This is a genomic window from Xanthobacter pseudotagetidis, from assembly GCF_043194795.2.
GTDB lineage: Bacteria > Pseudomonadota > Alphaproteobacteria > Rhizobiales > Xanthobacteraceae > Xanthobacter > Xanthobacter tagetidis_A.
The window spans coordinates 2478500-2502645 of the sequence record NZ_CM195534.1; the positions used below are offsets into that span (position 1 = coordinate 2478500).

Consider the following 24146-nt stretch of genomic DNA (forward strand, 5'->3'; position numbering starts at 1 on the left):
CCTGCGTCACGCCCGGCCATGACGGCAAGACACGCCCGGCGTCACGCCTCAAGCGAAGCGCAGGCGCTGGCCGATGCCGAGGCGCGCCGCCTTCTCCAGCATGGCGTGGCCGAGCGCGATGTCGGACAGGGACAGGCCACGGTGCCAGAACAGGATGGTCTCGTCGTCGCTCTCGCGGCCCGGCTTCAGGCCGGCGACGATCTGGCCCATCTCGGCGTGCAGCGTCTGTTCCGAGAGCTTGCCGGCGCGCACATGGGCGCGCAGCGAGCCCAATTCGCCCTCGCGGCACTGGCCCCAGTCGTCCACCACCAGTTTCGACATGATGTCGGTGAGGGAGAGCTCCACCGCGCTCTTGGTGCCGTAGGGCACGACCAGGGCGCCGGGCTTGATCCATTCGGTCTTCAGGAGCGGCTCGGGCTTGGTGAGGCGCGAGGCCTCCACCACGATGTCGGCGCCGCGCACCGTCTCTTCCCAGGTGTCCACGGCGCGGATCTTCTTGCCGAGGTCGCGCTCCAGCTTCTCGGCGAACGGCTTGTAGCTCTCCGGCCGGCGCGAGTGGACGCGGATCTCGTCGAAGTCGAACAGGGCGTCCAGCAGGCGCACGTTCCAGTAGGAGGAGCCGCGCGCGCCGATATGGCCGAGGATCTTGGAGTTCTTGCGCGCGAGATACTTGGCGCCCATGGCGGTGATGGCGCCGGTGCGCATGTCGGTGATGCCGCCGGCCTCGATGATGGCCCGCGGCATGCCGGTGTCGCGCGACATGAGGGTCAGCACCGCCATCTCGGAGGGCAGGCCCTTCTCGTAGTTCAGGTAGAAGTCGCTCACCACCTTCACGCCGGCGATGTCCACGTCGCCGCCGATGGCGCCGCGCAGCACGTTGAAATGCCCTTCCACCGCCGGGTTCGGATGGAGATGGACGCGCGGCTCGATCACCGTCTCGCCCAGGCCCTGGGCTTTGAGGCTCTTCTCGATGGCGGTCAGGATCTCGTCGTCGGTGATGCCGAGCGCGGCGATGTCCGGGCCGTTCAGGAAGTCGATATAGATGGGAGGGTGGCTGCTCATGGCCGTCTTCTTGGGTCTCTGTGCTGCGGCGCCGGGATGGCCCGGCGCCGCTTGTGGCTGAAGGTTCGGATCGCCTGGGCGACGAGGCGCCGGATCACTTCGCCTTGTCGATGAAGGCGTTGGTCCAGATGTCGTTCTCCATGGACTTGGCGTCGTAGTCCTTGCCGAGGTCGGTGCCGACCTCCTTGGCGAAGGCGATCAGGTTCTGGAACCCCTCGGCGTTGAGGCGGCCGCCGTCGGCGACGCCGCTCGCCATGGCCTTCACCGCCGAGACGATGCTCTCCGGCGAGGCCTTGGCGAAGAACTTGGACTGGATGGCGAGCGCGGTGGGCTCGGGCTTGGCCACCAGGTCGGCGCTCGCGGCGCGCAGCGCCTTGAGGGTGCGCACGGTGAGGTCGGTGGCCTTCTCGTCCGCCGGCTTCTTCGCCACCAGCACCAGGAAGGGCAGGTTGGCGAGCGCCGGGAAGTCATCGCCCATCTTCACCAGCACCACGCCGGCGCCCGACGCCTCGGCCAGGAAGCCCTGGGGCGGGGACAGCACGAAGGCGTCGATGCGCTTGTTCTCGAGCGCGGCGAGCAGCGCCGGCGGGTTGCCCACCTGGGCGACCTTGATGTCGTCCTTCGGGTTGAGCCCGCCCTTGGCGGCGAGCCAGCGGGCGGCGGTGTCCTGCGCGCCGCCGATGGAGGAGACGCCCACCAGCGCGCCCTTGAGCGCCGCGAGCCGCTTCGGCAGCGGATCGGTGGGCTTGACGCCGGCCTTCTCCAGGAACTCCTTGGAGACCACCAGCTCCAGCGTCACCTTCGACATGAGCGAGGAGACGATCTGGAACGGCTGGCCCTTGGCGGCGGCGCGCAGCACCGCCTCCGAGCCCACGGCGGCGAAGTCGATGTCGCCGGAATCGAGCGCGGCGAGCGCGTTCGGGTCGCCGCCCGGCACCACCGCGATGGTGAGCGAGAGCCCGTTCGGCGCGAAGGTGTCGAGCGCGCGGGCGCCCCAGATCGGCATGAAGGAGAGCGCCGAGGTGGCCTGGCCGATGCGCACGGTCTGCTGCGCAGCGGCAAGCGTCGGAGCAAGGAACAGCGACGCGCCGACGGCGGCGGCCGCAACCAGTTTCTGGACCACGCGCATGATGCCCTCCGGTTCGAGCTTGGGGGATGTCAGATGTCGGTGGGCGCCGCGCCCATGGGCGTGCGCCAGCGCAGGAGGCGGCGTTCCAGCCGCCCGGCGAGGAAATTGGCGGTGATGACGAAGGCGAGCAGGATGGTGATGCCGGCGAACACGCCCGCCGGGTCGTAGGTGGCCGAGGCCTCGTGGATGAACAGGCCGAGCCCCTGCATGGAGGAGGTGAACTCGCCGACGATCACGCCGATCACCGAATAGGGGATCGCCATGCGCATGCCGAGCACCACGTAGGGCGAGGCGGCGGGCAGGTAGACGTGGGTGGTGAGCTGGCGCTCGTTCGCCCCCATCACCTTGGCGAGGTTCACGAGCTCCCGGTCGACGCTCTTCACGCCCGAATAGACGTTGTAGAAGACGAGGAAGAACACCATGATGGCGGCCAGCGCCACCTTCGACCACATGCCGATGCCGAACCAGATGATGAACAGCGGCGCCAGCGCGATCTTCGGGATGCCGTAGAACGCCATCACATAGGGCTCGAAGATCGCCGACAGGCGCGGCGAGCGGCCGAGCGCGTAGCCGCCGACGATGCCGGCGCCGACGCCGATGAGATAGCCGAACACCAGCTCCTGGCCGGTGATCCACAGATGCGGGTAGATCTCGCCCGAGGCGAACAGCTCGTAGAGCCGCTCCACCACCGCCGTGGGCTTGGAGACGTAGAGCTCCTTGATGATGCGGCCCGAGGCCCACTGCCAGAAGGCGATCAGGGCGATGCCCGGCGCGAGCACCAGCAGGCGCTGGCCCCACACCGCGAGGCGCGCGCGGAAGGCCGCGCCCGCGGGCGCCGGCTTGCCGGCGGGATGGTCAAGGGCGCGTTCGGCGATCTCGTTCATGGTCGATCGCCTCAATGGTGCCGGCGCGCGCCGGCGACCTGGGAGCTGAAGGCCGCCCAGACGGTTTCGTAGGCGGCGTCGAAGCCGGCATTGCGGAACGGCTCGAACATGTCGCGCGGGCGGGGCAGGTCGACCGGGATGTGGGCGAGCAGGCGCGAGGGGCGCTGGCTCAGCACCACCACGTCGTCGGCCAAAAGGATCGCCTCGGTGATGTCGTGGGTGACGAACACCACGGTCGCCCCCACCTCGGCGGACAGCGCCTGGAGGTCGGACTGCATCACCATGCGGGTCTGGGCGTCGAGGGCGCCGAACGGCTCGTCCATGAGGATCACGTCCGGCCGGTAGACCAGGGTGCGGGCGATGGAGCCGCGCTTCTGCATGCCGCCGGAGAGCTGGTTGGGATAGTGGTTGCCGAAGCCGTCGAGGGCGACGGAGCGGATCGCCTGCGCCACCCGCTCGCGCCGCTCGTCGGCGGCGACGCCGCGCAGCAGAAGCGGCAGCTCGATGTTCTCGGCCAGCGTCTTCCAGGGGAAGAGCTGGGCCTGCTGCGGCACGAAGCCGACCTCGCGGTTGACGCCCTCCACCTTGCGTCCGCGATGGCGCACCGTGCCGCCGGTGGGGGCGAGCAGGCCGGCGGCCATCTGCAGCAGGGTGCTCTTGCCGCAGCCGGAGGGACCGATCACGGCGGTGAACTTGCCGGGGCGAACCTCGAAGCTGATGCCGTCGAGGACGCGCATCGCCGTCGCGCGACCGGGGACGGGGAAGTCCTGCCGAATGTCGTCGAATGCCAGAACGGAGTCCCGCACCGCGTTCTCACCCTCCACATCTTGTATAGACATAATGATTTCGGCGACGGATCAGGCAAGTCCAAAAGATGGGCGTGCCCGGAACCCGTTGCCTATGGATTGAGCATTGGTGCAGTGCGGCGCATTCGGAGGCGCCGGCATCCGCCCGCCCGTGAACACCGCGCCCTGGCGGCCGGGGCAGGGGTGGGGGGCGCCTCCGCGGCGTGTCGTTCCCGCCCTCATGCTGCGGCCAGACCGGAGCATCCATCTCCCGCCGTTGGAGATGTGGGGCGGTCCCTGGGCCCTCCGGTCGAGGCGGAGGGCGACGGCGGAGGCCCAAGAAAAAAGGGCGGCGCATGGCGCGCCGCCCCAGTCGTCTGCGGGAGGAGACCGCGCAGATCAATCTTCCAGCGGCTGGCCCTTGGTCTCGGGGCCGAACCAGATGGCGACGAGGCCGATCACATAGGCCGCCGTGGTGGCGGCAGCGGCCGCCGGGAACGAGCCGAAGGTGGCGAGCATGGTGCCCACCAGCAGCGGCCCGGCGGCGGTGATGCAGCGCGCCGCGTTCCAGGCGAAGCCCTGGCCGGTGGCCCGCACCCGGGTCGGGAACAGCTCCGGCAGATAGAGCGCGAAGGTGCCGAAGCCGCCGATCACGAAGTAGCCGTAGACCAGCATGAACCAGAGCAGCGTGTTCAGGTCGGTGATGACCATGAACAGGTACAGCGAGGACGCCAGCGCGCCGAGGCAGAACAGGAAGTAGGCGCCGCGCCGGCCGAGCCACTCGGTGAACCAGATCAGCGAGACGTAGCCGGCGATCGCGCCCACCATCATCAGCATGAAGGCGTAGCTGATCACCTGCACGCCGTTGGCGCCGCCGGAGGTCCGCACCAGCTGGTTGATCCAGTTGGGCAGGAGCGCGAGGCCGCCCCAGCAGCCGATCATCATCGCCGAGGAGACCAGCACGCCGACGATGGTCTTGCGGCGCAGGTCGGGCGCGAAGATGGCCTTGAAGGTGGCCATGGCGCCGGCGTCGCCCCGCGCCTCCTCCTTGGCGCGGGTCTCGCGCCAGCGCTCCGGCTCCGGAACGTAGTGGCGGATGATGAGGCTCACCACCGCCGGCAGCGCGCCCGCCGCCAGCACCCAGCGCCAGGAGATCGGCCCGAGCACCAGGTTGGCGAGCGCGGCGAAGAAGAAGCCGACCGCGAACGCCATCTGCATCACCTGCATGGCGCGGGCGCGGTGCTTCTCGGGCCAGGTCTCGGCGAGCAGCGCGGCACCGGCGGCCCATTCCCCGCCGATGCCGAAGCCGGCGATGCCCTGGAGCACGGCGAGCTGGGTCCAGCTCTGGGCGAGGCCGCTGAGGCCGGTGAAGGCGGCATAGATGACGATGGTGATGATCATCGTCCGGGCACGGCCGAAGCGGTCGGCGATGACGCCGAAGAAGATGCCGCCGATGCCCCAGCACAGGAGCTTGATGGCGAGGATCAGCCCGCCGATATGGGCGATGGTGCCGGGATCGCGGGTCCCGGTCAGCTCCGCGACGCTCGGCACCATGACCAGCGTGTAGAGGTTGAGATCCATGGAATCGAAGGCCCAGCCGAGGAAGGCCGAGACCAAAGTGAGCCATTGATAGCGGGTGATGGACGGCGATCCCGTCCCCGCGGCGCTTGTGTAAGACATGATGAACCTCCCAGATACGTGGGGCGTTGAGGCAAGCGCCGTCGTTTCCGCCCTGGCGGGGGCGGATGGCGGACGCTTCGTCGGATTTGGGTGGCCGTCGGGGCGGAGGGCGCCTCCGGCCGGCTGTCGTCGCGAGCCCGCTCCGATCGGATGGCAGTCATCCGACCGGAGCGGGCTCCGGCGGGCCGGAGGGCGCGGTGTCCGTCACATGATGAGGCCGGACCGGGACGGGCTGGCGCCCGTCGGGGTCAGGCCTTCTTGGCTTCTTCTTCTTCGATGATCTCGCGGGCGATGCGGAAGGCGTCGAGCGCCGCCGGCAGCCCGCAATAGATGGCGATCTGCAGCAGGACCTCGCGGATCTCCTCAGGCGTCATGCCGTTGTTGAGCGCGCCGCGCACGTGCAGCTTCAGCTCATGCGGGCGGTTCAGCGCCGAGATGGCGGCGAGGTTGATGATCGAGCGGTCGCGGCGCGACAGGCCCTCGCGGTTCCACACCTCGCCCCAGCAATAGCGCGTCACCAGCTCCTGGAGCGGGCGCGTGAATTCGTTCATCTCGGCAAGAGACTTGTCCACGTAGGCGGAGCCCACCACCTCGCGGCGGGTCTTGAGGCCCTTTTCGTACAGATCGTCGGTCATGGGTTCCCTTCCTCGGCGGACGTTTCCTTCTGGACCGCGCCCAGAGCGGCGGCGGCGGCGGCAGCGATGTGGGCGAGCGCGATGCGCCGGGCCTCGGCGCCGTCGCGGCGCTTCAGCGCGTCGGCGAGGGCGAAGATCTCGGCGATGCTGGCCTTGGCCCTGAGCGGCTGGGACAGCGAGGCGAAGCGCAGGCGGTTGATGCGCGTGTTGAGGCGCGAGAGCAGCTCCAGCACGATGAAGTTGTCGGCGCCGGCGCACAGCACCTCGTAGAGGTCGGCCTTGGCCGAGATGATGCGCTCGATCACGCCGTTCTCGTAGGCGCGGGCGAGGTCGGCCACCGCGGCATCGAGCCTCGCCATGTCGTCCGCGTCGGCCGCGCCCGCGAACTGCTCCATCAGCAGGCCTTCCAGCACGCCGCGCACGGCATAGATGTTGCGCGCCTCCTGCGGCGAGATGGCGGTGACGACGAGGCCCTTCGAGCCGTTGGTGACGAGGCCATCGGTCTCCAGCTCGCGCAGGGATTCGCGCAGCGAGGTGCGGCTCACGTCGAGCTCGGCGCACAGGTCCTTCTCCACCAGGCGGCTGCCCGGGGCGAGCGCGCCGGTCTCGATGGCGCGCCTGAGCGCCGACGTGATCTTGCGCCGGAGCGGGGCGGCTTCCTGCCGGACAGGACCGAGGCCGTGGATGGGCTTGTTCATCGCGTCATGCGCCGCAGGGCAGCGTCCTCCCATTGCAACGGGCCATCATGCAACCTTCTGGGCCTGCCGGGCCAGGAACGGGTCGACCGCGGCCCGGAAGCCGTCGGGATTGTCGAGATTGGCGAGGTGCGCCGCGTCGGCGATGACCTTGAGGTCGGCGCCGGGCACGAGGCGGGCGATCTCCTCCGACATGGCCGGCGGGGTGCGGGTGTCCTGCGCGCCCACCACCACGCGCACGGGCAGCGCGAGCTTCGCCATGAGGTCGGCCACGTCGGCGGTGAATACCGTGCGGGCGATCTCGAGATAGGTCTCCTTGCTCATGCCGGCAACGCTCTCGACCAGCGCCTCCATGTGGCGCGGAGCGGCGTCCTTGTGGAGCGTGCCCTCGGCGTAGGCCTTGGCGTAGTCCAGCATCGAGACCTTGGCGAGCGTCTCCTCCAGCCCCTTCACCCGCGCCGCCCCCGCCTCGCCCTGGCGGGCGAAGCTGTCGGCGATGACGAGGCTCGCGAATGCCTCCGGCGCCTTCGCATGCATCAGCGTCGCGATCGGCCCGCCCATGGAGATGGCGATCACGTGCGCCGGGCCGACGCCGAGCGCCTTCAGCGCCGCCACGAGGTCGGCGGCGATGTTCTGGATCGTCACCGGCCCGTTGTGGGTGGAGGCGCCGTGGCCGCGCGCGTCGAACGCGATCACGTCGAAGCGGTCCGAGAAATGGGCGATCTCGCCGGCCCACATCCAGGCGCCGGTGCCGAGGCTGTGGATCAGCAGCAGCGGCGCGCCCCTGCCGGCGCGGTGAAAAGCGAGCGTCTCGCCGTTGACCTCGATCGTCGGCATCAGGCGTCTCCCGGAGAGGACAGGACCACGGACAGTAGGTTGCCCGCCATGCGGGCGGCGGCGTTGGGGTCCATGTAGGGCGCGACCGACATGTATTCCTTCACCGCGCACAAGGACGGGCGGGTGCGGTCGGTCATGGTGGCGAGGGTCGCGGCGACCGCCGCGCCGAGCTCGGAAGCCGGCACCACCTCGCTCAGCAGGCCGAGCGAGAGCGCCTCGGCGGCGCCGATCCTGCGGCGGGTATAGACGAGGTGCAGCGCGCGCTTGGGCGGCACCTTGCCGAGGATCGCCGAGATGGCGAGGGTGGGCGGCAGGTTGGTGTCCATCTCCGGCATGGAGAACACGGCCGTTTCGCTGGCGATGGCGAGGTCGCACTGGCCGACGAAGGCGCAGCCGAAGCCCTTCGCCTCGCCCTGCACCGCGGCGATCACCGGCACCGGGGTCGCGCGCACGTCCGCATAGAGGTCGAGGATCGGCTGGGTCACGTTCTCGCGCACCGCCAGCGCGCTCTTGGGCGCGGACGAGGGCGGGGCGGGCGTCCGGCCGAGGCAGAAGGCCTCGCCCTCCGCCCGCACCAGCACCGCCTTGGTCTCCCGGTTCTCGCCGAGCGCGCGGATCGCCCGGCCCAGGGCGCGCACCTCGGCGGCGGTGAGCCGGTTGCCGTCCTGCGGGCGGCCGAGCGTGACGATGCCGACGGCGCCGTCGCGGGAGAGGATGAAGGCGTCGGTGTCCGTCATTGGGCTTCCTTCCGGGCCTGCGCTTCTTTGACGAGCATGGCGATGGTCTCGGGCAGCATGGGCGCGTCGAGGATCTTCACGCCGAAGGGCGAGAGCGCGTCCTCGATCGCCGAGGCGATGGCGGCGGCGGCGGGGATGGTGCCGCCCTCGCCCGCGCCCTTCACGCCCAAGGGATTGAGCGGGGAGGGCGATTCCATGTGGACGATCTCCACGTTCGGCACGTTGCCGGCGTCGGGCAGGAGATAGTCCGCGAGCGAGGTGGTCTGCGGGTTGCCGCTCTCGTCGTAGCGCATGCGCTCCATCAGGGCGTTGCCGATGCCGTGGGCGACGCCGCCCTGGATCTGGCCGTCCACCAGCAGCGGGTTGATCACCCGCCCGCAATCGTGCGCCACGATGTAGCGCGTCACCTTCACGAGGCCGGTCTCGGGGTCCACCTCCACCTCGGCCACGTGGCTGCCGTTGGAATAGGCGGCCTGGGGCGGGGCGAAGAAGCTGGTCGCCTCCAGGCCCGGCTCGATGCCCTTGGGCAGCGAGAAGCCGGGCCGGCCCGACGACATCTTGGCGATCTCGCGGAAGCTGATCTGCCCGCCCTGGGTGCCCATGACCCGGGCCACGCCGCCGGAGAGCTCGATGTCGTCCAGCTCGGCGTCGAGCACGGCGGCGGCGATATGCCGGAGCTTCAGGGCCAGCGTCTGGGAGGAGGTGCCCACCGCCGAGCCGGCATTCACCATCAGCCGGCTCGCGAACGCGCCGACGCCGACTGAGACCGAGGCGGTGTCGCCCACCTCCACGTCCACCTCGCCGACCTCGACCCCGAAGGCGTCGGCGGCGATCTGCGCCAGCACCGTGCGGTGGCCCTGGCCCTGGGAGGCGGCGCCGGTGCGCAGCAGGATGCGGCCCGAGGGCAGGAGGCGCGCGGTCGCGCCCTCGAACGGGCCGAGGCCCGTGCCCTCCACGTAGTTGGCGAGGCCGATGCCGAGATGGCGTCCCTCGGCGCGGGCCTTGGCGCGGCGGGCCTCGAAGCCGGCCCAGTCCGCTTTGTCCAGCGCCATCTGCTGGCACTGGGGATAGTCGCCGCTGTCATAGGTCAGCGGCTGGCCGTCGCGATAGATGAGGCCCACCTTGTAGGGCATGGCCTCGGCGGGGATGAGGTTGCGGCGGCGGATCTCCGCCCGGTCGAGGCCGAGCGTCTTGGCCGCCCGGTCCAAGAGGCGCTCCACCGCGAACACCGCCTGCGGCCGGCCGGCGCCGCGCATGGGCGAGGTGGAGATCTTGTTGGTGAGCACCACCGAGGTGTCGAGCCTGTAGGCCGGCACCACATAGGGGCCGGGGAAGGTGGTGGCCGAGATGTAGGGCATGATGATGCCCCACGGCAGGAACGCGCCGGTGTCGTGCAGCAGCGTGCCGCGCAGGCCGAGGATGCGGCCCTCGGCGTCGAGCGCCATCCTGACGCTCCAGAGCTGGTCGCGCTCCTGGGCGGTGGACATCATGTGCTCGCGCCGGTCCTCGATCCACTTCACCGGGCGGCCGAGCACCCGGGCGCAGTGGGGCACGACGATCTCCTCCGGATAGGTGAGCAGCTTCGGCCCGAAGCCGCCGCCCACGTCCGGCGCGATCACCCGCACCTGGGTGTCGGGGATGTCGAACATCTCGACCAAGGCGCGCTTGATGCCGTGCGGCGCCTGGGTGGCGGACCACACCGTGAGGCTGTCGCCGGCGCGGTCGTACTGGGCCAGCACGCCGCGCGGCTCCAGCGGGCAGCCGGTGCCGCGATGCTGGAAATAGTCCTCGGCGATGACGTGGGCGGCGCCGGCGAAGGCGCGCTCGATGTCGCCGTACTCGTTGACCCACTTGGCGGCGAGGTTGTCGGCCACCGAGGCCTGGGCGAGCGGGCTGTCGGGCGCGAGCGCGTCGCGGCAGTCCACCACCGCGGGCAGCGGATCGTACTCCACCGTCACGTGCTCGGCGGCGTCCTCGGCCAGCGCGCGGGTGTCGGCGACGATCACCGCCACCGCCTCGCCGCAGAAGCACACCTCCGCGCCGGCGAGCGGGAACTGGGTGAGCGGATGGCGGATGGCGGGTGCCGGCACGTCCAGCGGCAGGCGCTTCTCGCGCCAGGCTTCCGGCAGGTCGGCGGCGGTCAGCACCAGGTGGACGCCGGGCATCTCCCGCGCCGCCGACGTGTCGATGGAGAGGATGCGGGCATGGGCGAACGGCGAGCGCACGAAGGCCGCGCTCAGCGTCTCCTTGAGCTTGACGTCGTCGGTGAAGCGGCCGGCGCCGGTGACCAGCGCGCCGTCCTCCACCCGCCTGATGGGGGCGCCGAAGAAGCGGGTGGTCATGCCGCGTTCTCCTTCGCTGCGGCGCGGGTCTCGTCCTTCCACGCCTTCAGCAGCGGGGCGGCCTTGAGCGCGGCGCGGATGATGCCGGCATAGCCGGTGCATCGGCACAGGTTCCCGGACAGCTCCTCGCGCAGCATCTCCTCGCTGGGCTCGGGGTGCTCCTCCAGGAGCTGCATCAGTGTGGTGAGCATGCCGGGCGTGCAGAAGCCGCACTGGAGCGCGTGGAACTCGCGGAACGCCTCCTGGAGCGGGTTCAGCTCCTCGGCGCGGGCGAGGCCCTCCACCGTGGTCACCTCGGCGCCGTCCGCCTGCACCGCCAGCATCAGGCAGCCGCGCACCGCGCGCCCGTCCACCAGCAGCGAGCAGGCGCCGCACACCCCGTGCTCGCAGCCCAGATGGGTGCCGGTGAGGCCGAGGTCGTGGCGCAGGAAGTCGGCGAGGTGGGTGCGGGGCTCCACCGCCCGCTCATAGGGCGTCCCGTTGACGGTGACGCGGATCGAGACGGCGCTCATTGGACGTTTCCGTGGCTGGCGCGGGCGCGGGCTTCGGTCAGGACGCGGCGGGTGAGGACGCCGGCCAGGTGGCGGCGATAGGTCTCGCTCGCCAGAGCGTCCGACATGGCCTCCTGGCGGCCGGCGAGATCGGCGGCGGCGGCGATGGCATCGGGCGCGGCGGCGGTGCCGGTCAGCATCGCCTCGGCCTCGGCGAGCCGCTGCGGGGCGATGCCCATGCCGCACAGCACGATGCGGGCGTCCGCGACCTTGCCGGCGCCGTCGAACGCCAGCGTCGCGCCCACCGCGACGATGGCGAAGTCGCCGTGGCGCTGGGCGAACTCGTGGAAGCTCCAGCCGTGGCCTGCCGCCGGCGGCGCGAGCGTGACGCCGGTGATCATCTCGTCCGGGTCGAGGTTGGGGGTCATGTAGCCCTGGGGATAGTCGGCGATGGCCACGTCCCGCGGGCCCCTCTTGCTCTCCACGTGGATGGTGGCGTCGAGCAAGGTGGCGATGCCGAACAGCTCGGCCGCCGGGTCCATGTGGCCGAGGCTGCCGCCGATGGTGCCGCGGTTGCGGGTGTGCAGGTGGCCGACGAAGTTCAGCGCCCCGGCGACGATGGGCACGCGCGCCTTGAGGGCCGGGCTCGCCAGGATGTCCCGCTGCCGCGTCATGGCGCCGATGCGCACGGTGTCGCCCGCCTCGATGCCGGCGAGGCCGTCCACGCGGTTGATGTCGATGACGTTGTCCACGAAGGCGTAGCGCATGTTCAGCATCGCCACGAGCGACTGGCCGCCGGCGAGGAGCTTCGCGCCCTCGAGGGTCTGCAGCATGTCGAGCGCCTCGGCCCTGGTGGCCGGGCGGTGATAGTCGAACCGGGGCGCCTTCACGCGCGGCCCCCTTTGCCGAAGGCGGATTTCACCAGCTCCACCAGGGACTTCCACATCAGGGTGAAGACCGAGATGGCGGGCGCCGCCGCCGGCGGGGGAGGCGGCGCCGCCGGGGCGGCCGGCGCCCCGGCCTCGGCCGGGCTCGGCGCGGTGGCGGCAGGCTGCGGCGCGGCGGCGGATTGCGCGGAGAGCTGGGCGGCGAAGTTCTTGGCGAACGCGTCCATCAGCACCTGGGCGGTGGACTGGATGAGCGCCGCGCCGCGCCCGTACTGGGCGATGGAGCCGGCGAGCTGCACGTCGGTGTCCACGTCCACCCGCGTGCCGTCGCCATCGGGAGAAAGCACGAAGGTCACAAGCGCCCGCGCCGTCCCGCGCGCCCGCGTCTCGCTGCCCGAGGCCTCGGCGACCACGCGGTGGTTGGCCTCGTCGCGCTCCTTGTAGGCCAGCGTCCCCTTGAAGGTCAGGGCCACCGGGCCGAGCTTGACCGAGACGGTGCCGACATAGCTCCCGTCCGGCCGCTCCTCGATCAGCTGCGCCCCCGGCGCGCACGGCGCGACGCGGGGGATGTCGTTGAGCGCGATCCAGGCCTCGGACACCGGCAGCGGCACCCGGAACCGATTGGCGATCTTCATGTCTGCCGAGCCCTCCGGCTGGTCTGCGTTTTCCTCCCGGGTTCTATGGGGCTGAAGTCATAGCGTGTCAACATACGACTGACAGTTTGTACGACAAACATACGTAATGGCGGTAGCACCGCGGCATGGCGCGCCCTGGGCGGGAGGCACTGGCCGGCGCCCCTCGCCGCCGCCTGTGCCACGGCGCGACAGGGCGACCCTCCGTCCCGGGTCCGCCGAAGCCCGAAAAATCTTTGCAAATTCAGTCAAATCCCGACCATGGCGTCCTGGCCGGCCCGGCCGTGCAGCCGGCAGGTGGCGATGCGCGCCACCGGGGCGGTGAGGCGGATGGACAGCCGCCCGTCCGCATCCTCGGCGAGCCGAACCGGCAGATCGCCGCCCGGCATCGCCACGGTCAGGTCGCGGTCGACCAGCCCGCAATGGCGGGCGGCGATGGCGGCGGCCGAGGCGCTGGAGCCGGAGGCGAGCGTCGGGCCTTCGCCCCGCTCGACGATGCGCAGATGGAGGCGGGTCCGGCTCTCCGCGAACGCCCATTGCAGATTGCAGCCGCGCGCGAAAGTGCCGCGCGCGAAGGTGCCGGGCGCCTCGCCCGGTGCCGGCGCGTCGGCGACACGCGCGAGTTCGGGCGCCGCCGCGCGCAAGGCGTCGTAGGAGGGCAGGGCCGCCATCGTCTCCACCAGGGTCACGCAATGGGGGTTGCCGATGGACAGGAGCAGGCTGCGGGTCCAGTCGTCGCGGCCGAACAGGCCTCGCCCGGCCTCGGCGAGCGCGGGCACGGTGAAAAGGTCGCCGTTGGGCGCCACATGGCCCGGCCGCGCGCCCACGGCCTCGGGGCCGATGCGCAGCGGCGCAGCCATCTCGGTGGCGATGGGGTCCTCCGCCGACGCGCCCATGAGCGCGGCGTCGAGGCGCACCTCGCCGCCGTCTTCCGCCACCACCGTGATGCCGGCGCGCCGCTCCGCATAGCCGGCGTCGAAGAGATAGCGGGCGAAGATGCGCGAGCCGTTGCCGCTGAACTCGGCGCGGCTGCCGTCCGAGTTGAGGATGCGCAGGCCGAAGCGGCCGTCCGCCCGGCGCTCCGGCCCCACCAGAAGCCCGTCCGAGCCGATGCCGAGGTGCGGGTCGCACAGCCGGCGCACGACGGCGAGCGCCGGCAGCTCGTCCCCCGCCATGCCGTTGCGGGCCGGGTCGAGCAGCAGGTAGCAATTGCCCAGCGTCTGGTACTTCTCGACCGTGAGGCCGCCCGAGCCCGCCGTCATGGCGCGGCGAAGGCCAGGTCGGCGGGATCGCGCGCGGCGGCGAGAAGCGCCTCGGGCGCGACCAGCTTCTGGCGCGGCTTGCCTGCGTCGGCCCCGAGCGCCTTCTCGCGCGCGTCGATGCGCCGCCAGCCTTCGCGGTCGACGAAGGCGACGCGCCGGCCGGCGAGCAAAGCGTCGAGCCGGAAGCCGGGATCGGAGCGCACCGGGCGGCCGGCGAGATCGGCGATCACCGCGCGGGCGGTCTCCTGCCCGCAGGGGCGGTTGGTGCCGATGACCCCGCTCGGGCCGCGCTTCATCCAGCCGGTGACGTAGAGGCCCGGCAGCACCCTCCCGCCTAGCGTGACGCGGCCGTCGCGGTTGGGCACGCGTCCGGAGCGGGCATCGGCCGGCACCCCGGCGATCGGGCGGGCGCGGAAGCCGGCGCCGCGCACCACGAGGCCGCAGGCCAGGTCGAAGGTCTCGCCGGTGGGGGACGCCATGCGTCCGGCCGGCGGCCCCTCCAGCCGGGTGCGGGCGATGCGGATGCCGTCCACCGCATCGCGGCCCAAGAGCGCCGCGGGGCAGGCGCGGAAATGCAGGTGCAGGCGGCGCGCCGCAGGCCGGGGCGGCTCGGCGGCGACCTCGCGCAGCAGCTTCAGGTTCTTGCGCGCATTGTCCGCGTGCGGCATGTCCAGCTCCGCCTCGCAGGCGGGATCGAGCTCCAGGTCCTGCGGCGCCACATGGACGGCGATGCCGTCGAGGCGGCAGAGCTCGCGCAGCTCGGCGGGCGTGAAGCTCGCCTGGACGGGACCGCGCCGCGCCAGCAGGTGCACGTCCTTCACCCCGCTGCGGGCCAGGGCCGAGGCGGCATGGGCGGCGATGTCGGTGGCGGCGAGGCGCTCCGGCGGGCTGAGCAGGATGCGCGCCACGTCGAGCGCGACGTTGCCGGCGCCGACCACCACCGCCCGGTCGGTGTCGAGCGGCACGCCAAGGCCGGCGTGGTCGGGATGGCCGTTGTACCAGCCGACGAAGGCGCCGGCCCCGAGGCTTCCGGGCAGCGCCTCCCCGGCGATGCCGAGCGGCGCGTCGGCGCTGGCGCCGCAGGCCAGCACCACGCCGTCATAGATCTCCGCCAGCTCGCGCACGTCGAGGTCCCGCCCCACCTCCACATTGCCGTAGAAGGCAAGCTCCGGCGCCGCGAGGATCTTCTCGAACACGGCGGCGATGCCCTTGATCTTCGGATGGTCGGGCGCGACCCCGCTGCGCACCAGGCCGAACGGCGTCGGCAGGCGCTCGATCATGTCCACCAGGACGCCGGCCTTGAGCAGCTCCTCGGCGGCGTAGAAGGCGCTCGGGCCGCTGCCGACGACGGCGACGCGGGGCGATCTCATGCCGCCCCCGCTTTGAGCGGCGGCAGCTTCTCCTCGATCGCCGGCAGCAGCGGCGCCCGCTCCGCGTTGATCGCCACCCAGGCGGCGAGCGCCGCGGGCAGGTCCTCCTCGTCGTAGATCGCCTGCACCGGGCAGACCGGGATGCAGGCGCGGCACTCGATGCAGGTCCCGGGGTCGATGTAGACCATCCGCTCGTCCGCATGGAAGCAGCCGGCGGGGCAGACCGCGACGCACTCGGTGTAGCGGCAGCCGTTGCAGGCCTCGGTGACGACGATCGCCATGGGCGCCCCCTCAGGCGGTGCCGTAGGTGAGGCCCATGGCCCCGAGCCAGCGCCGGTAGGCGAGCCCCAGCTTGTCGGTGCGGTGGTGGATCTCGGCCCTGAGGTCCACGGGGATGCGCTCCGGGCGCTGGGTCTCGACGATGGCGCGGTCCTGGCCGAACACCGTGTCCTGCCGCCGCTCGATGTCCGCCTGCGTCAGCTCGGCGCCGAAATTGATGGCGACGCACAGGCGCACGATGGTGTGCACCTCGTCCACCGGCTGGGCGGCGAGGAAGGTGCAGAAGCGGTCGTTCGCGCCGCCGAGATGGGCGCGCGCGGGGTCGGCGATGGTCACCGACTTGGAGAAGTAGGCCACCAGCGGCCGGAAACATCGGTAGACGTAGGAGGCATGCACCGGCACCTGGCGGTGGTCGCCATAGGGCTGGAACACCCGGATCGGGCTGGTGCTGAGGCCGGTCTCGTCCTCGAACACCTTGTAGTCCTCCACCTTGTCGGGCGCCTCCTCGACGCCGTTCAGGCCGGCATGGACGAACGGGAAGTGGGTGGCGTCGATGAAGTTCTCCACCGCCCGGTAGCCGTTGGCGTCGTAGGGGTAGGGGCCGGTGTTGAACTTGCGGAACGAGGGGTCGTCCCACTCCGGGAACACCGGCACGTCGTGCGCCGGCTGGCCGAGCGAGGTCCACACCATGCCGTAGCGCTCCACCACGGGGTGGGGGAAGGTGCGGGCCTTCAGCGGCGGCGGCTGGTCCGGGGCGGCGGGGATGAGCGTGCACTTCGAGGTGCCGTCATAGCGCCAGCCGTGATAGGGGCACACCACCTGGTCCTCGACGATCCAGCCCTTGGAGAGCCGGGCGCCGCGGTGGATGCACAGGTCCTTCCAGCAATAGATCTTGCCGGCGCTGTCGCGCCACAGGATCAGGTCCTCGCCCAGGAGCGTCGCCGGGACGATGGCGCCCGGCACCACCTCGCGCGAGAAGGCGATGGCGTGCCAGTCGTTGAGGAGCGCCGCATCCGGTGCGGCCGGTTCGAGGCGGACGGGGGCGTTCATGGCGAGACTCCGTTGGGGAATGCGGGGCCGGTTGCGGGGATCATGGCGCTGCGCCTGCGGGGATGGCCGGGCGGGAGGCCTTGCGGACCTCCACGAGCCCGACCTCCACGCCGTGCACGCTCGTGCTCTCGGCGATGTCGGCCTTGGCGCCGTCGAACAGCACGTTGACGTTCACCCCCGAGGCGTCGAGGCCGGGCCAGCGGCCCTTGTGGATCACGAACATGCCCGGCTGCGCCTCGGGAGAGACGGCGACCGTCACCGCGAGCCGTCCCACGGTGTTGGCGACCACCACCTCGTCGGCCTCGTCGAGGCCGAGGCTGGCGGCATCCTGCGGATGGACGAGCACGCGCGGCGCGCCGAGCTGCTTCAGGATCTTCTCGTCGTTGCCGTAGCTGGAGTTCATCTGCCAGAGCGAGGCCGGCGAGAGCACGCGGAACCGTCCGCTCGGCGGAGGCGCGTCGGCGTGCGGGTAGGGGGTGCGCGGATAGCCCGCCGCCTCGGCCGCGGCGCAGGCGATCTCGGCCTTGCCGCTGGCGGTGGGGAACACGCCGCCCGCGAACGGCACCCGCCGCTCGGGGAAGGCGCGCACGGTGCCGCGCGCCGCGAGGTCGGCGAAGGTGCCCGTGAACGGCGTCTGCGCCAGAAGCCGGGCGAGCAGGGCCGCGTCGGTCTCGAACAGCTCAGGGTCGTCGAGCCCCATGGCGGCGGCGAGGCGGCGGAAGATCTCCTGGTTCGGCAGGCTCTCGCCCATGGGCTCCATGGCCTTCGCCTGGGCCGAGATGGTGAGGTCGAAATAGGACAGCACCAGGTCGTCGAACTCGAGGAAGCTCGCCGCCGGCAGCACGTAGTCGGCATAGCGCGTGGTGTCGGTGTGGAAGATGTCCACCGCCACGTGCAGCAGGTCCTCGCGCGCGAGCGCCGCGCCCAGCGCCGCCTGCTGCGGCGAGGAGGCCATGATGTTGTTGTTCCAGGTGAACAGCACGCGCGCCGCCGCCGGGTCGGCGAGCGTCGCGGCGAGGTCCATGTGGCTCACCGCGGCCGGCGGGGCGGCGGCGAGGTGCGGCGCGGTGAGCGTCGCCATGTCGATGCCGCGCGCGGCGGGGCCGTTCATGTAGAGCAGGCCGGCGCCGGGCTTGCCCACGTTGCCGGTGGCGAGCGCCAGCGTCGCCGCGGCGCGGAAGGCGTTGCCGCCGCGCGGCTGGCGCTGCATGCCCTGGCCGAGCCAGAGCAGCGACGGCCCGCGCGCGTAGAGGCGGGCGGCGGCGCGGATGTCGTCGGCCGGAACGCCGGTCAGCCCGGCGGTGCGCTCGGGCGTGGCGGCGGCGATGTCGGCGCGGATCTCCTCGAAGCCGGCGGTGTGGGCGGCGATGAAGGCCTCGTCCAGCAGGCCTTCCGTGGCGGCGGCGTGCATGAGGCCGAAGGCCAGCGCCGCGTCGGTGCCCGGGCGCGGCTTCAGGTGCAGGTCGGCGCGGCGCGCGGTGCCGGTGGCGATGGGGTCGATGACCACCACCGGCCCCTTCGCGCGGCGCAGCCAGGTCTTGAACTGGTGCGGCGCCGAATGGGCCGGATTGGCGCCCCAGATCAGCACCATGGCGGTCTCGTCCACGGTCTCCGGGTCGAAGCCGTCCAGCGAGGTGCCGAGCATCAGCTCCAGCGCCACGTGGCCGGCCTTGTTGCAGACCGTGTCCGGGTCCACCTCGGTGGCGCCGATGCGGTTGAAGAAGCGGATCGGATACCAGCCGGAGATCAGCGCCACGGTGCCGGTATAATGGGTGTGGATGATGCTCTTTTGCGCACCCTCGGCGATGACGCCGCCCAAGTGGGTGGCAATGTCCGCCAGCGCCGCGTCCCAGGATACCGGCTCGAAGCGGCCGGCGCCCTTGGCGCCGACGCGGCGCAGCGGCGTCATGAGGCGCTGCTCGGCCGAGCGCCAGGCGCCGTTATAGGTGACGGCGCACTTGCCGCACAGGGTGCCCTGGGCGATCGCGTGGTCGGGATCGCCGCCGACGCGGCGCACCACGCCGTCGTCCTTCACCACCGTCATGCCGCAGGCGTCGTAGCAGTCGCGCGGGCAGGTGGTCTTGATGATGGCGCGTCCGGCGGGGGATGCTGGGGTCCGGGTCATGGCCATCCTCCTCAGAAGCCGACGGCGGCGCCGTCGCCGCGCGGGTCCGCGCCGCCGTGCAGAACGCCGGTCTTGCGGTCGATCAGGATCGCGCCCGCGTGTCCCATGAGATCCGAATAGTCCGTGGTCAGAGCCACCCGATGGCCCAGCTGACGCAATTCACGGACCACTTTGTCGGCGACGCGGCCCTCGAGATTGAGCTGCGATCCCGGTTGCGACAAATCGAGCATGCGCCCCTGGAGCCAGCGCGGGGCCTCGATCGCCTCCTGCGGCGACAGGCCGTAGTCGATGATGCGCACCACCAGCGCGGCCTGGGTCTGCGGCTGACCCTCGCCGCCCATGGTGCCGTAGACCAGCTCCGGCACGCCGTCCCGGTAGAGCAGGCCGGCGATGAGGGTGTGGAAGCAGCGCTTGCGCGGCGCGATCCGGTTCGGCGAGGTGGTGTCGAGGGCGAAATACTTGCCCCGGTTCTGCATCAGGACGCCGGTGCCGGGGATGACGAGGCCGGAGCCGAAGCCGTCGCAGATGCTCTGGATCAGCGAGACGCAGTGCCCCTCCTTGTCCACGGTGCCGATCCACACCGTGTCGCCGCCGCGCATGGCGGGGGCGCTGAAGGCGGCCTTGCCCTCGGTGCGGATGCGCTCCGCCTGGGCGTGCCCGTGCTCGGCCGACAGCAGCCGGTCGAGCGGGATGTCGAAGAACTCCGGATCGGTGAGGTAGGCGTCGCGGTCGGCGAACGCCGCCTTCACCGCCTCGGCCATGAGGTGGTAGAAGGCGGTCGAGCCGTCCTGGATCCGGTCCACCTCGAAATTGTTGAGGATGTTGAGGATGCCCAGCGCCGCCATGCCCTGGGTGTTGGGCGGCAGGTTGAAGGCGGTGCGGCCGCGATAGGGCACGCTGATGGGCGCGACCCAGTCGGCGCTGTGGTCGGCGAAGTCGTCGCGCGTCAGCACGCCGCCCTCGGCGAGGAGCGCGTCCGAGATCTTCGCCGCCGTCTCGCCCCGGTAGAAGGCGCGCGCGCCCTCCTCGGCGATCAGCGCGAGGGTGTCGGCGAGGTCCGGCTGGCGCATCACCTCGCCGCGCTTCAGCGGCCGCCCGTCCGGATGGCAGAAGGCGGCGCGGGTTCCGGGAAAGCGCTGGATGTTGCCGAAGCTCGGGTCCTCCAGCGTGAAGTCGATGGGGCCGCGCACCTCCTGGTGCGAGGAGACGGGAATGCCGTCGCGCGCATAGGCGATGGCGTCGGCGAGCAGCTCCCTGAACGGGATCCGTCCGCCGAGCGCGGACACCGAGTAGTCGTACGCCGCCTGCCAGCCGGAGACGGCGCCGGGAATGGTGTTGGCCGCGAGCGGCCCGCGGGCGGGTATGGCGGTGCAGCCCTGCGCGCGATAGTGCTCCAGGGTCGCGAGGCTGCCCGAGCGGCCGGAGGCGTTGAGGGCGCGCGGGGCGCTCTCGCCGGCATTGGCCACCAGCCAGAAATTATCGCCGCCGATGCTGTTGGCCTGGGGATAGGCGACGGCGATGGTGGCGGCGGTGGCGATCGCCGCCTCCACCGCGTTGCCGCCCTCGCGGAGCACCTTGAGGCCCGACTGGGACGCAAGATAGTGGGGGGATGTCACCATCCCGTTCATCGCCAAAGTGGTGGGCCTGGTCATGGGGCTCGGTCGCTGTTCTCGTGCCGTGGGGAAGGGGGGTCAGTCGCGGTAGGAGGGATCTTCGCGGTCGAGCTTGCGCATCAGCGCCTGCCACTCGATGGCGCCGGGATTGCCGGTGTGCTGGATGTCCGAATACCGGAGCGAGGCGGTGTATTCGCAGATGTCGGGGCTCGGGATGACGATCTTCTGCCCGGTCGACTGCGCCTTCACCTGGATCTCGCAGGCGCGCTCCAGGTAGTACATGTAGATGAACGCCTCGGCGCAGGTGCGCCCGGTGGTGAGGATGCCGTGGTTGCGCAGCAGCATCGCCTGGTGGTCGCCGAGCCGGGCGATGATGCGGTCGCGCTCGTCGAGGCGCACCGGCGGGCCCTCATAGTCGTGATAGGCGAGGCGGTCGTAGTAGGAGAGCGCCCACAGCGACATGGGGATCAGGCCGCATTCCAGCGACGACACGGCGATGGCGTTCACCGAGTGGCAGTGGAACACGCAGGCCCGCTCGTCGCCGGAGCGGTGCAGCGAGGAGTGCAGCACGAAGCCGGCGGGGTTGTGCAGCCACTGCCCGGTGCCGGCGTCCACCACCTCGCCGTTCACGTCCACCTTGATGAGCGAGGAGGCGGTGATCTCGTCGAACATCAGCCCGTAGGGGTTGAGCAGGAAGTGGTTCTCCGGCCCCGGCACGCGGGCGGACAGGTGCGTGTAGACGAGGTCGTCGAGCCCGAGCTTGGCGGTGAGGCGGTAGGCGGCGGCGAGCTCGATGCGCAGCTGGGTCTCTTCCGGCGACCAGCGCGACGAAGAGGGGACGTTGACGGCGACGTTCATGGTCGTTCTCCCGAAGATGATCTGAAGCTCATTCCCACATGGCGTAGGTATCGAAGGCGTGCTTGACCTCGCCGGCATGGGCGAGGAACAGCTGGCGCGAGATGTCGTGGCAGATGCGCGGGGCGGCGAACTGGAGGCCCGAGAGATTGCAGCGGAAGCCGCTGAGATGGGCGACGCCGGAGCACAGATAGTAGACCCGGCGCACGAAGCTTCCCTCTTCGCTGCGCGGCGTGAACTGGAGCGCCTCGCCGAGATAGGGGCTGTTCTCCAGCTCCGGGTGCGAGGCCATGCCGTTGGGGATGTAGACGTCGCGCCACAGGCGCACGTGGGGCAGGAGCGAGGCGAGTTCGCCCTGGTCGGCGAGCGCGTTGCGCGCGCCGGTGCCGCAGATCATGAAGTCGTGGGCGAGCGGCGTGCCGCCGTAGATGCCGTGGACGCGCCCGTCGCGGAACGCCAGCGCGTCGATGCCGGCGGAGCCGTAGATGGTGAAGCGCGGGTCGCGGATCGCCTCGTAATAGGTGTCGCGCGGCGGCGGCACGCCGAGGTCGAGGTCGGCCAGCGAATAGGCCCACTTCATCTCGTCCGGCAGCTCGATGTAGTGGCGGTGGTAGCCGTTCCACTTGCTGCCCCAGCACACCCGGTGGGCCGGCGGCAAATGCGGCCGGCGCAGCATCAGGTCGACCCGCCGGGCGCCGGCGGCGAGGGCGGCATTGGCGGTGTCGAAGGCGCTCGCGCCGCCGCCCACCACGACGATGTCGCGGCCGCAGACGTCCTCCACCGCCGGCTCGCTCATGGTGTGGGCGTAGGCGGTGGCGGGCAGCACGTCGGTGACGATCTGGGGATAGCGCGCCTGTCCCGCGCTCTCGATGCCGGTGGCGACGATGACGAAGCGGGCGCGCGCGACGCCCGCCGTGGTGGCGAGCACGAAGCAGTCGTCCTCCGCGCACCACGAGACGTCGGTGACGCGCGTGCCGTAGGCGATGGGCAGGTCGAGGAGATCGCCGTACCAGTCGAGATAGTCGGCCCACAGGAGGCGCGGGATCTTCTTGATGCTCGGATAGTAGTCCGGGCCGAAATTGGCGTCGCACCAGCGCTGGAAATGCAGGTTGGGGATGCCCCATTCGAGGCCGCCGGTGGAATCCTTCTTGGTGCGCAGCAGGTGGTTGCGCGCATAGGTGCGCCACGGCCCCTGGCGGCCCTTCGGCGCGCGGTCGAACACCCGGACGTTGTGGCAGCCGTAGCGGCGCAGGCCGAACGCGAGCGCCTTGCCGCTCTGGCCGGCGCCGATGATCGCCACCTCCAGCACGGCGTCGTCGTGCTCATAGGGCAGGGGCACGCTCGGATACTTGAGCACCTCGATGTCGTCGAGGATGGCCGCTTCCAGGGCCGCGAGCCGGGCATCGGCATCCGCCAGGCGGCTTGGCCTGTAAAGCCGGGCCTCCATGGAAAATTCCGGCGGAATTTCGAGCTTTTCGCAGATGTTCGCCATGACTTCGTGCTTCGTGTTTCATTTCACAATAGGGCCGAGGGCGCGGCTGTCAAGGGCCGCCGCGCCCTCGGCCGTGCGGAGCGGGGTCCGCGCGGGCCGTTGGCGCGGCTCAGTTCTTGTGGGTGTCCACCAGCTCCCAGCGGCCGTTCTTGGCCTCCAGCACGTAGATGGTCTTGATGGCGTCGCCCTCGGAATTGATGGAGAGCGGGCCGACCAGCGCCGGGAAGTCCTTCAGCTTGCGCACCTCGTCGCGGATCGCGGCGCGCTCGGCGGCGAGCTTGGAGGGATCGCCGGTCACCTTGGCGTTCTTCATGGCGGTGGCGTACATCATGACGATGTCATAGGTGGCGGCGTCGAACTGGTTCGGCTCGAACACCTGCTCGCCCTTCGCCTTGAGCTTCGCCTCGAACGCCTTCACGAACTTCTGGGTGCGCTCGTCCGGCATGCCGGAGAAGAAGGTGGCGGTGATGACGGTGCCCTCGCCGTTGGCGCCCATGCGGGCGGGAAGCTCGGCGTCGGCGGTGGTGGAGCCGCCCAGCATGCGCCCCTTGTGGCCCTGGCGCCGCAGTTCCGCGGAGAGCTTCAGCATCGGCTCCGGGGGGGTGCCGACCGCGATCAGGTCGGTGGGCTTCTGCAGCAGCTGCGACACCTGCGGCGCGAGGTCGAACGCCGCCACGCGGAACGACACCGTCTCCTCCAGCGGCACGCCGGCATTCTTGATCGCCTCCGGCAGCACCTTGGTGCCGAGCGTCTGCGACACCGAATCGTCGGTGGCGTAGGCGATGGAGGCCGAGCCGTGGGCGTAGCCCTTGGCCTTCAGGGTCTTGAACAGCCGCTCGTAGGTGTAGGCCTCGTCCGTGGCATTGCGGAACGCGAAGGTGAAGGGCGCCGCCACCTTGGGGGCCGAGGAGGCCATGGACATCTGCGAGATGCCGAGCCGCTCGCCGGTCGGGAAGGAGACCCGGCACTCGGAGGTGCTGAACGGCCCGATGACGGCGAGCGCCGGCATGTCCTGGGCGAAGCGGGTGACGCCGGTCACCGCCTGCTCCGGCTTGCCGCCGGTGTCGAAGCTCGTGACCGCCAGCTTCTTGCCGTTGATGCCGCCGGCGGCGTTGATGTCCTCCACCGCGATCTCCACCGCCACCGCGTTGCGCTTGGCGAGCGCCGAGAACGGTCCGGTGGTGGCGGCGAGGTAGCCGAGCAGCAGGTCCTGCTGCTGGGCGGCCGCCGGCGCCGCGCCCAAGGCGAGGATCGCCGCGACCACGCATGATCTGCGAAAGCCTAAGTCAAACGCCATGTCAGTT

Annotated in this window: 22 protein-coding genes; all 22 read right to left on the reverse strand. The window is 71.1% G+C overall.

Going from position 1 to position 24146, the window contains the following annotated elements:
- Positions 1–48: 48 nt before the first annotated feature.
- Positions 49–1062 (reverse strand): ornithine cyclodeaminase family protein, encoded by a 1014-nt coding sequence (locus tag V5F67_RS11315; protein ID WP_394017737.1) that lies wholly within the window; start codon positions 1060–1062, stop codon positions 49–51.
- 94 nt (positions 1063–1156) lie between these two features.
- Positions 1157–2191 (reverse strand): ABC transporter substrate-binding protein, encoded by a 1035-nt coding sequence (locus V5F67_RS11320; RefSeq protein ID WP_394017736.1) that lies wholly within the window; start codon positions 2189–2191, stop codon positions 1157–1159.
- Positions 2192–2220: 29 nt separating this feature from the next.
- The gene (locus tag V5F67_RS11325; protein ID WP_394017735.1) at positions 2221–3075 is read right to left on the reverse strand and encodes an ABC transporter permease; all 855 of its coding nucleotides are present in this window, start codon (positions 3073–3075) and stop codon (positions 2221–2223) included.
- Between the two features lie 11 nt (positions 3076–3086).
- Entirely contained in the window at positions 3087–3812 is a 726-nt protein-coding gene (locus tag V5F67_RS11330; protein ID WP_394017734.1) for an ABC transporter ATP-binding protein, read from the reverse strand.
- 447 nt (positions 3813–4259) lie between these two features.
- Positions 4260–5540 (reverse strand): MFS transporter, encoded by a 1281-nt coding sequence (locus V5F67_RS11335; RefSeq protein ID WP_394017733.1) that lies wholly within the window; start codon positions 5538–5540, stop codon positions 4260–4262.
- 248 nt (positions 5541–5788) lie between these two features.
- Entirely contained in the window at positions 5789–6175 is a 387-nt protein-coding gene (locus V5F67_RS11340; RefSeq protein ID WP_394017732.1) for a carboxymuconolactone decarboxylase family protein, read from the reverse strand.
- Positions 6172–6873 carry a GntR family transcriptional regulator gene (locus tag V5F67_RS11345; protein WP_394017731.1) on the reverse strand — a complete coding sequence of 234 codons (702 nt, stop codon included), beginning with the start codon at positions 6871–6873 and terminating at the stop codon, positions 6172–6174. The genes V5F67_RS11340 and V5F67_RS11345 overlap by 4 nt, the downstream gene beginning before the upstream one ends.
- A 45-nt stretch (positions 6874–6918) precedes the next feature.
- Positions 6919–7707 carry an alpha/beta fold hydrolase gene (locus tag V5F67_RS11350; protein WP_394017730.1) on the reverse strand — a complete coding sequence of 263 codons (789 nt, stop codon included), beginning with the start codon at positions 7705–7707 and terminating at the stop codon, positions 6919–6921.
- Positions 7707–8444, reverse strand: coding sequence for an enoyl-CoA hydratase/isomerase family protein (locus V5F67_RS11355; protein WP_394017729.1), 738 nt, complete (start codon positions 8442–8444; stop codon positions 7707–7709). The genes V5F67_RS11350 and V5F67_RS11355 overlap by 1 nt, the downstream gene beginning before the upstream one ends.
- Entirely contained in the window at positions 8441–10786 is a 2346-nt protein-coding gene (locus V5F67_RS11360) for a molybdopterin cofactor-binding domain-containing protein (protein ID WP_394017728.1), read from the reverse strand. Before V5F67_RS11360 ends, V5F67_RS11355 begins: the two co-directional genes overlap by 4 nt.
- Positions 10783–11298, reverse strand: coding sequence for a (2Fe-2S)-binding protein (locus tag V5F67_RS11365; protein ID WP_394017727.1), 516 nt, complete (start codon positions 11296–11298; stop codon positions 10783–10785). Before V5F67_RS11365 ends, V5F67_RS11360 begins: the two co-directional genes overlap by 4 nt.
- Positions 11295–12167 carry an FAD binding domain-containing protein gene (locus V5F67_RS11370; protein ID WP_394017726.1) on the reverse strand — a complete coding sequence of 291 codons (873 nt, stop codon included), beginning with the start codon at positions 12165–12167 and terminating at the stop codon, positions 11295–11297. The genes V5F67_RS11365 and V5F67_RS11370 overlap by 4 nt, the downstream gene beginning before the upstream one ends.
- Positions 12164–12799 carry an SRPBCC family protein gene (locus V5F67_RS11375; protein ID WP_394017725.1) on the reverse strand — a complete coding sequence of 212 codons (636 nt, stop codon included), beginning with the start codon at positions 12797–12799 and terminating at the stop codon, positions 12164–12166. The genes V5F67_RS11370 and V5F67_RS11375 overlap by 4 nt, the downstream gene beginning before the upstream one ends.
- 245 nt (positions 12800–13044) lie before the next feature.
- Positions 13045–14058, reverse strand: a complete 1014-nt coding sequence (locus tag V5F67_RS11380) for a hypothetical protein (RefSeq protein WP_394017724.1) — start codon at positions 14056–14058, stop codon at positions 13045–13047.
- Positions 14055–15428, reverse strand: a complete 1374-nt coding sequence (locus V5F67_RS11385) for an FAD-dependent oxidoreductase (RefSeq protein ID WP_394017723.1) — start codon at positions 15426–15428, stop codon at positions 14055–14057. Before V5F67_RS11385 ends, V5F67_RS11380 begins: the two co-directional genes overlap by 4 nt.
- Positions 15425–15709, reverse strand: a complete 285-nt coding sequence (locus V5F67_RS11390) for a ferredoxin family protein (RefSeq protein WP_394017722.1) — start codon at positions 15707–15709, stop codon at positions 15425–15427. Before V5F67_RS11390 ends, V5F67_RS11385 begins: the two co-directional genes overlap by 4 nt.
- A 10-nt stretch (positions 15710–15719) precedes the next feature.
- Positions 15720–16757: a Rieske 2Fe-2S domain-containing protein gene (locus V5F67_RS11395; protein WP_394017721.1), complete on the reverse strand. Its 1038-nt coding sequence runs from the start codon at positions 16755–16757 to the stop codon at positions 15720–15722.
- Positions 16758–16797: 40 nt separating this feature from the next.
- Positions 16798–18882, reverse strand: a complete 2085-nt coding sequence (locus V5F67_RS11400) for a molybdopterin-containing oxidoreductase family protein (protein WP_394017720.1) — start codon at positions 18880–18882, stop codon at positions 16798–16800.
- Between the two features lie 11 nt (positions 18883–18893).
- Positions 18894–20501 carry a gamma-glutamyltransferase gene (ggt, locus tag V5F67_RS11405; protein ID WP_394017719.1) on the reverse strand — a complete coding sequence of 536 codons (1608 nt, stop codon included), beginning with the start codon at positions 20499–20501 and terminating at the stop codon, positions 18894–18896.
- Between the two features lie 72 nt (positions 20502–20573).
- Positions 20574–21353 (reverse strand): class II aldolase/adducin family protein, encoded by a 780-nt coding sequence (locus V5F67_RS11410; RefSeq protein WP_394017718.1) that lies wholly within the window; start codon positions 21351–21353, stop codon positions 20574–20576.
- A gap of 28 nt (positions 21354–21381) precedes the next feature.
- The gene (locus tag V5F67_RS11415) at positions 21382–22842 is read right to left on the reverse strand and encodes an NAD(P)-binding domain-containing protein (protein ID WP_509210566.1); all 1461 of its coding nucleotides are present in this window, start codon (positions 22840–22842) and stop codon (positions 21382–21384) included.
- Positions 22843–22951: 109 nt separating this feature from the next.
- Positions 22952–24106 carry an ABC transporter substrate-binding protein gene (locus V5F67_RS11420; RefSeq protein ID WP_509210567.1) on the reverse strand — a complete coding sequence of 385 codons (1155 nt, stop codon included), beginning with the start codon at positions 24104–24106 and terminating at the stop codon, positions 22952–22954.
- Positions 24107–24146 lie beyond the last annotated feature (40 nt).

Excerpts from the sequence above, each read along its gene's own strand:
- V5F67_RS11315 (WP_394017737.1), bottom strand. The coding sequence starts at position 1,062 with ATGAGCAGCCACCCTCCCATCTATATCGACTTCCTGAACGGCCCGGAC.
- V5F67_RS11320 (WP_394017736.1), bottom strand. The coding sequence starts at position 2,191 with ATGCGCGTGGTCCAGAAACTGGTTGCGGCCGCCGCCGTCGGCGCGTCG.
- V5F67_RS11325 (WP_394017735.1), bottom strand. The coding sequence starts at position 3,075 with ATGAACGAGATCGCCGAACGCGCCCTTGACCATCCCGCCGGCAAGCCG.
- V5F67_RS11330 (WP_394017734.1), bottom strand. The coding sequence starts at position 3,812 with ATGCGCGTCCTCGACGGCATCAGCTTCGAGGTTCGCCCCGGCAAGTTC.
- V5F67_RS11335 (WP_394017733.1), bottom strand. The coding sequence starts at position 5,540 with ATGTCTTACACAAGCGCCGCGGGGACGGGATCGCCGTCCATCACCCGC.
- V5F67_RS11340 (WP_394017732.1), bottom strand. The coding sequence starts at position 6,175 with ATGACCGACGATCTGTACGAAAAGGGCCTCAAGACCCGCCGCGAGGTG.
- V5F67_RS11345 (WP_394017731.1), bottom strand. The coding sequence starts at position 6,873 with ATGAACAAGCCCATCCACGGCCTCGGTCCTGTCCGGCAGGAAGCCGCC.
- V5F67_RS11350 (WP_394017730.1), bottom strand. The coding sequence starts at position 7,707 with ATGCCGACGATCGAGGTCAACGGCGAGACGCTCGCTTTTCACCGCGCC.
- V5F67_RS11355 (WP_394017729.1), bottom strand. The coding sequence starts at position 8,444 with ATGACGGACACCGACGCCTTCATCCTCTCCCGCGACGGCGCCGTCGGC.
- V5F67_RS11360 (WP_394017728.1), bottom strand. The coding sequence starts at position 10,786 with ATGACCACCCGCTTCTTCGGCGCCCCCATCAGGCGGGTGGAGGACGGC.
- V5F67_RS11365 (WP_394017727.1), bottom strand. The coding sequence starts at position 11,298 with ATGAGCGCCGTCTCGATCCGCGTCACCGTCAACGGGACGCCCTATGAG.
- V5F67_RS11375 (WP_394017725.1), bottom strand. The coding sequence starts at position 12,799 with ATGAAGATCGCCAATCGGTTCCGGGTGCCGCTGCCGGTGTCCGAGGCC.
- V5F67_RS11380 (WP_394017724.1), bottom strand. The coding sequence starts at position 14,058 with ATGACGGCGGGCTCGGGCGGCCTCACGGTCGAGAAGTACCAGACGCTG.
- V5F67_RS11385 (WP_394017723.1), bottom strand. The coding sequence starts at position 15,428 with ATGAGATCGCCCCGCGTCGCCGTCGTCGGCAGCGGCCCGAGCGCCTTC.
- V5F67_RS11390 (WP_394017722.1), bottom strand. The coding sequence starts at position 15,709 with ATGGCGATCGTCGTCACCGAGGCCTGCAACGGCTGCCGCTACACCGAG.
- V5F67_RS11395 (WP_394017721.1), bottom strand. The coding sequence starts at position 16,757 with ATGAACGCCCCCGTCCGCCTCGAACCGGCCGCACCGGATGCGGCGCTC.
- V5F67_RS11400 (WP_394017720.1), bottom strand. The coding sequence starts at position 18,882 with ATGACCCGGACCCCAGCATCCCCCGCCGGACGCGCCATCATCAAGACC.
- ggt (WP_394017719.1), bottom strand. The coding sequence starts at position 20,501 with ATGGTGACATCCCCCCACTATCTTGCGTCCCAGTCGGGCCTCAAGGTG.
- V5F67_RS11410 (WP_394017718.1), bottom strand. The coding sequence starts at position 21,353 with ATGAACGTCGCCGTCAACGTCCCCTCTTCGTCGCGCTGGTCGCCGGAA.
- V5F67_RS11415 (WP_509210566.1), bottom strand. The coding sequence starts at position 22,842 with ATGGCGAACATCTGCGAAAAGCTCGAAATTCCGCCGGAATTTTCCATG.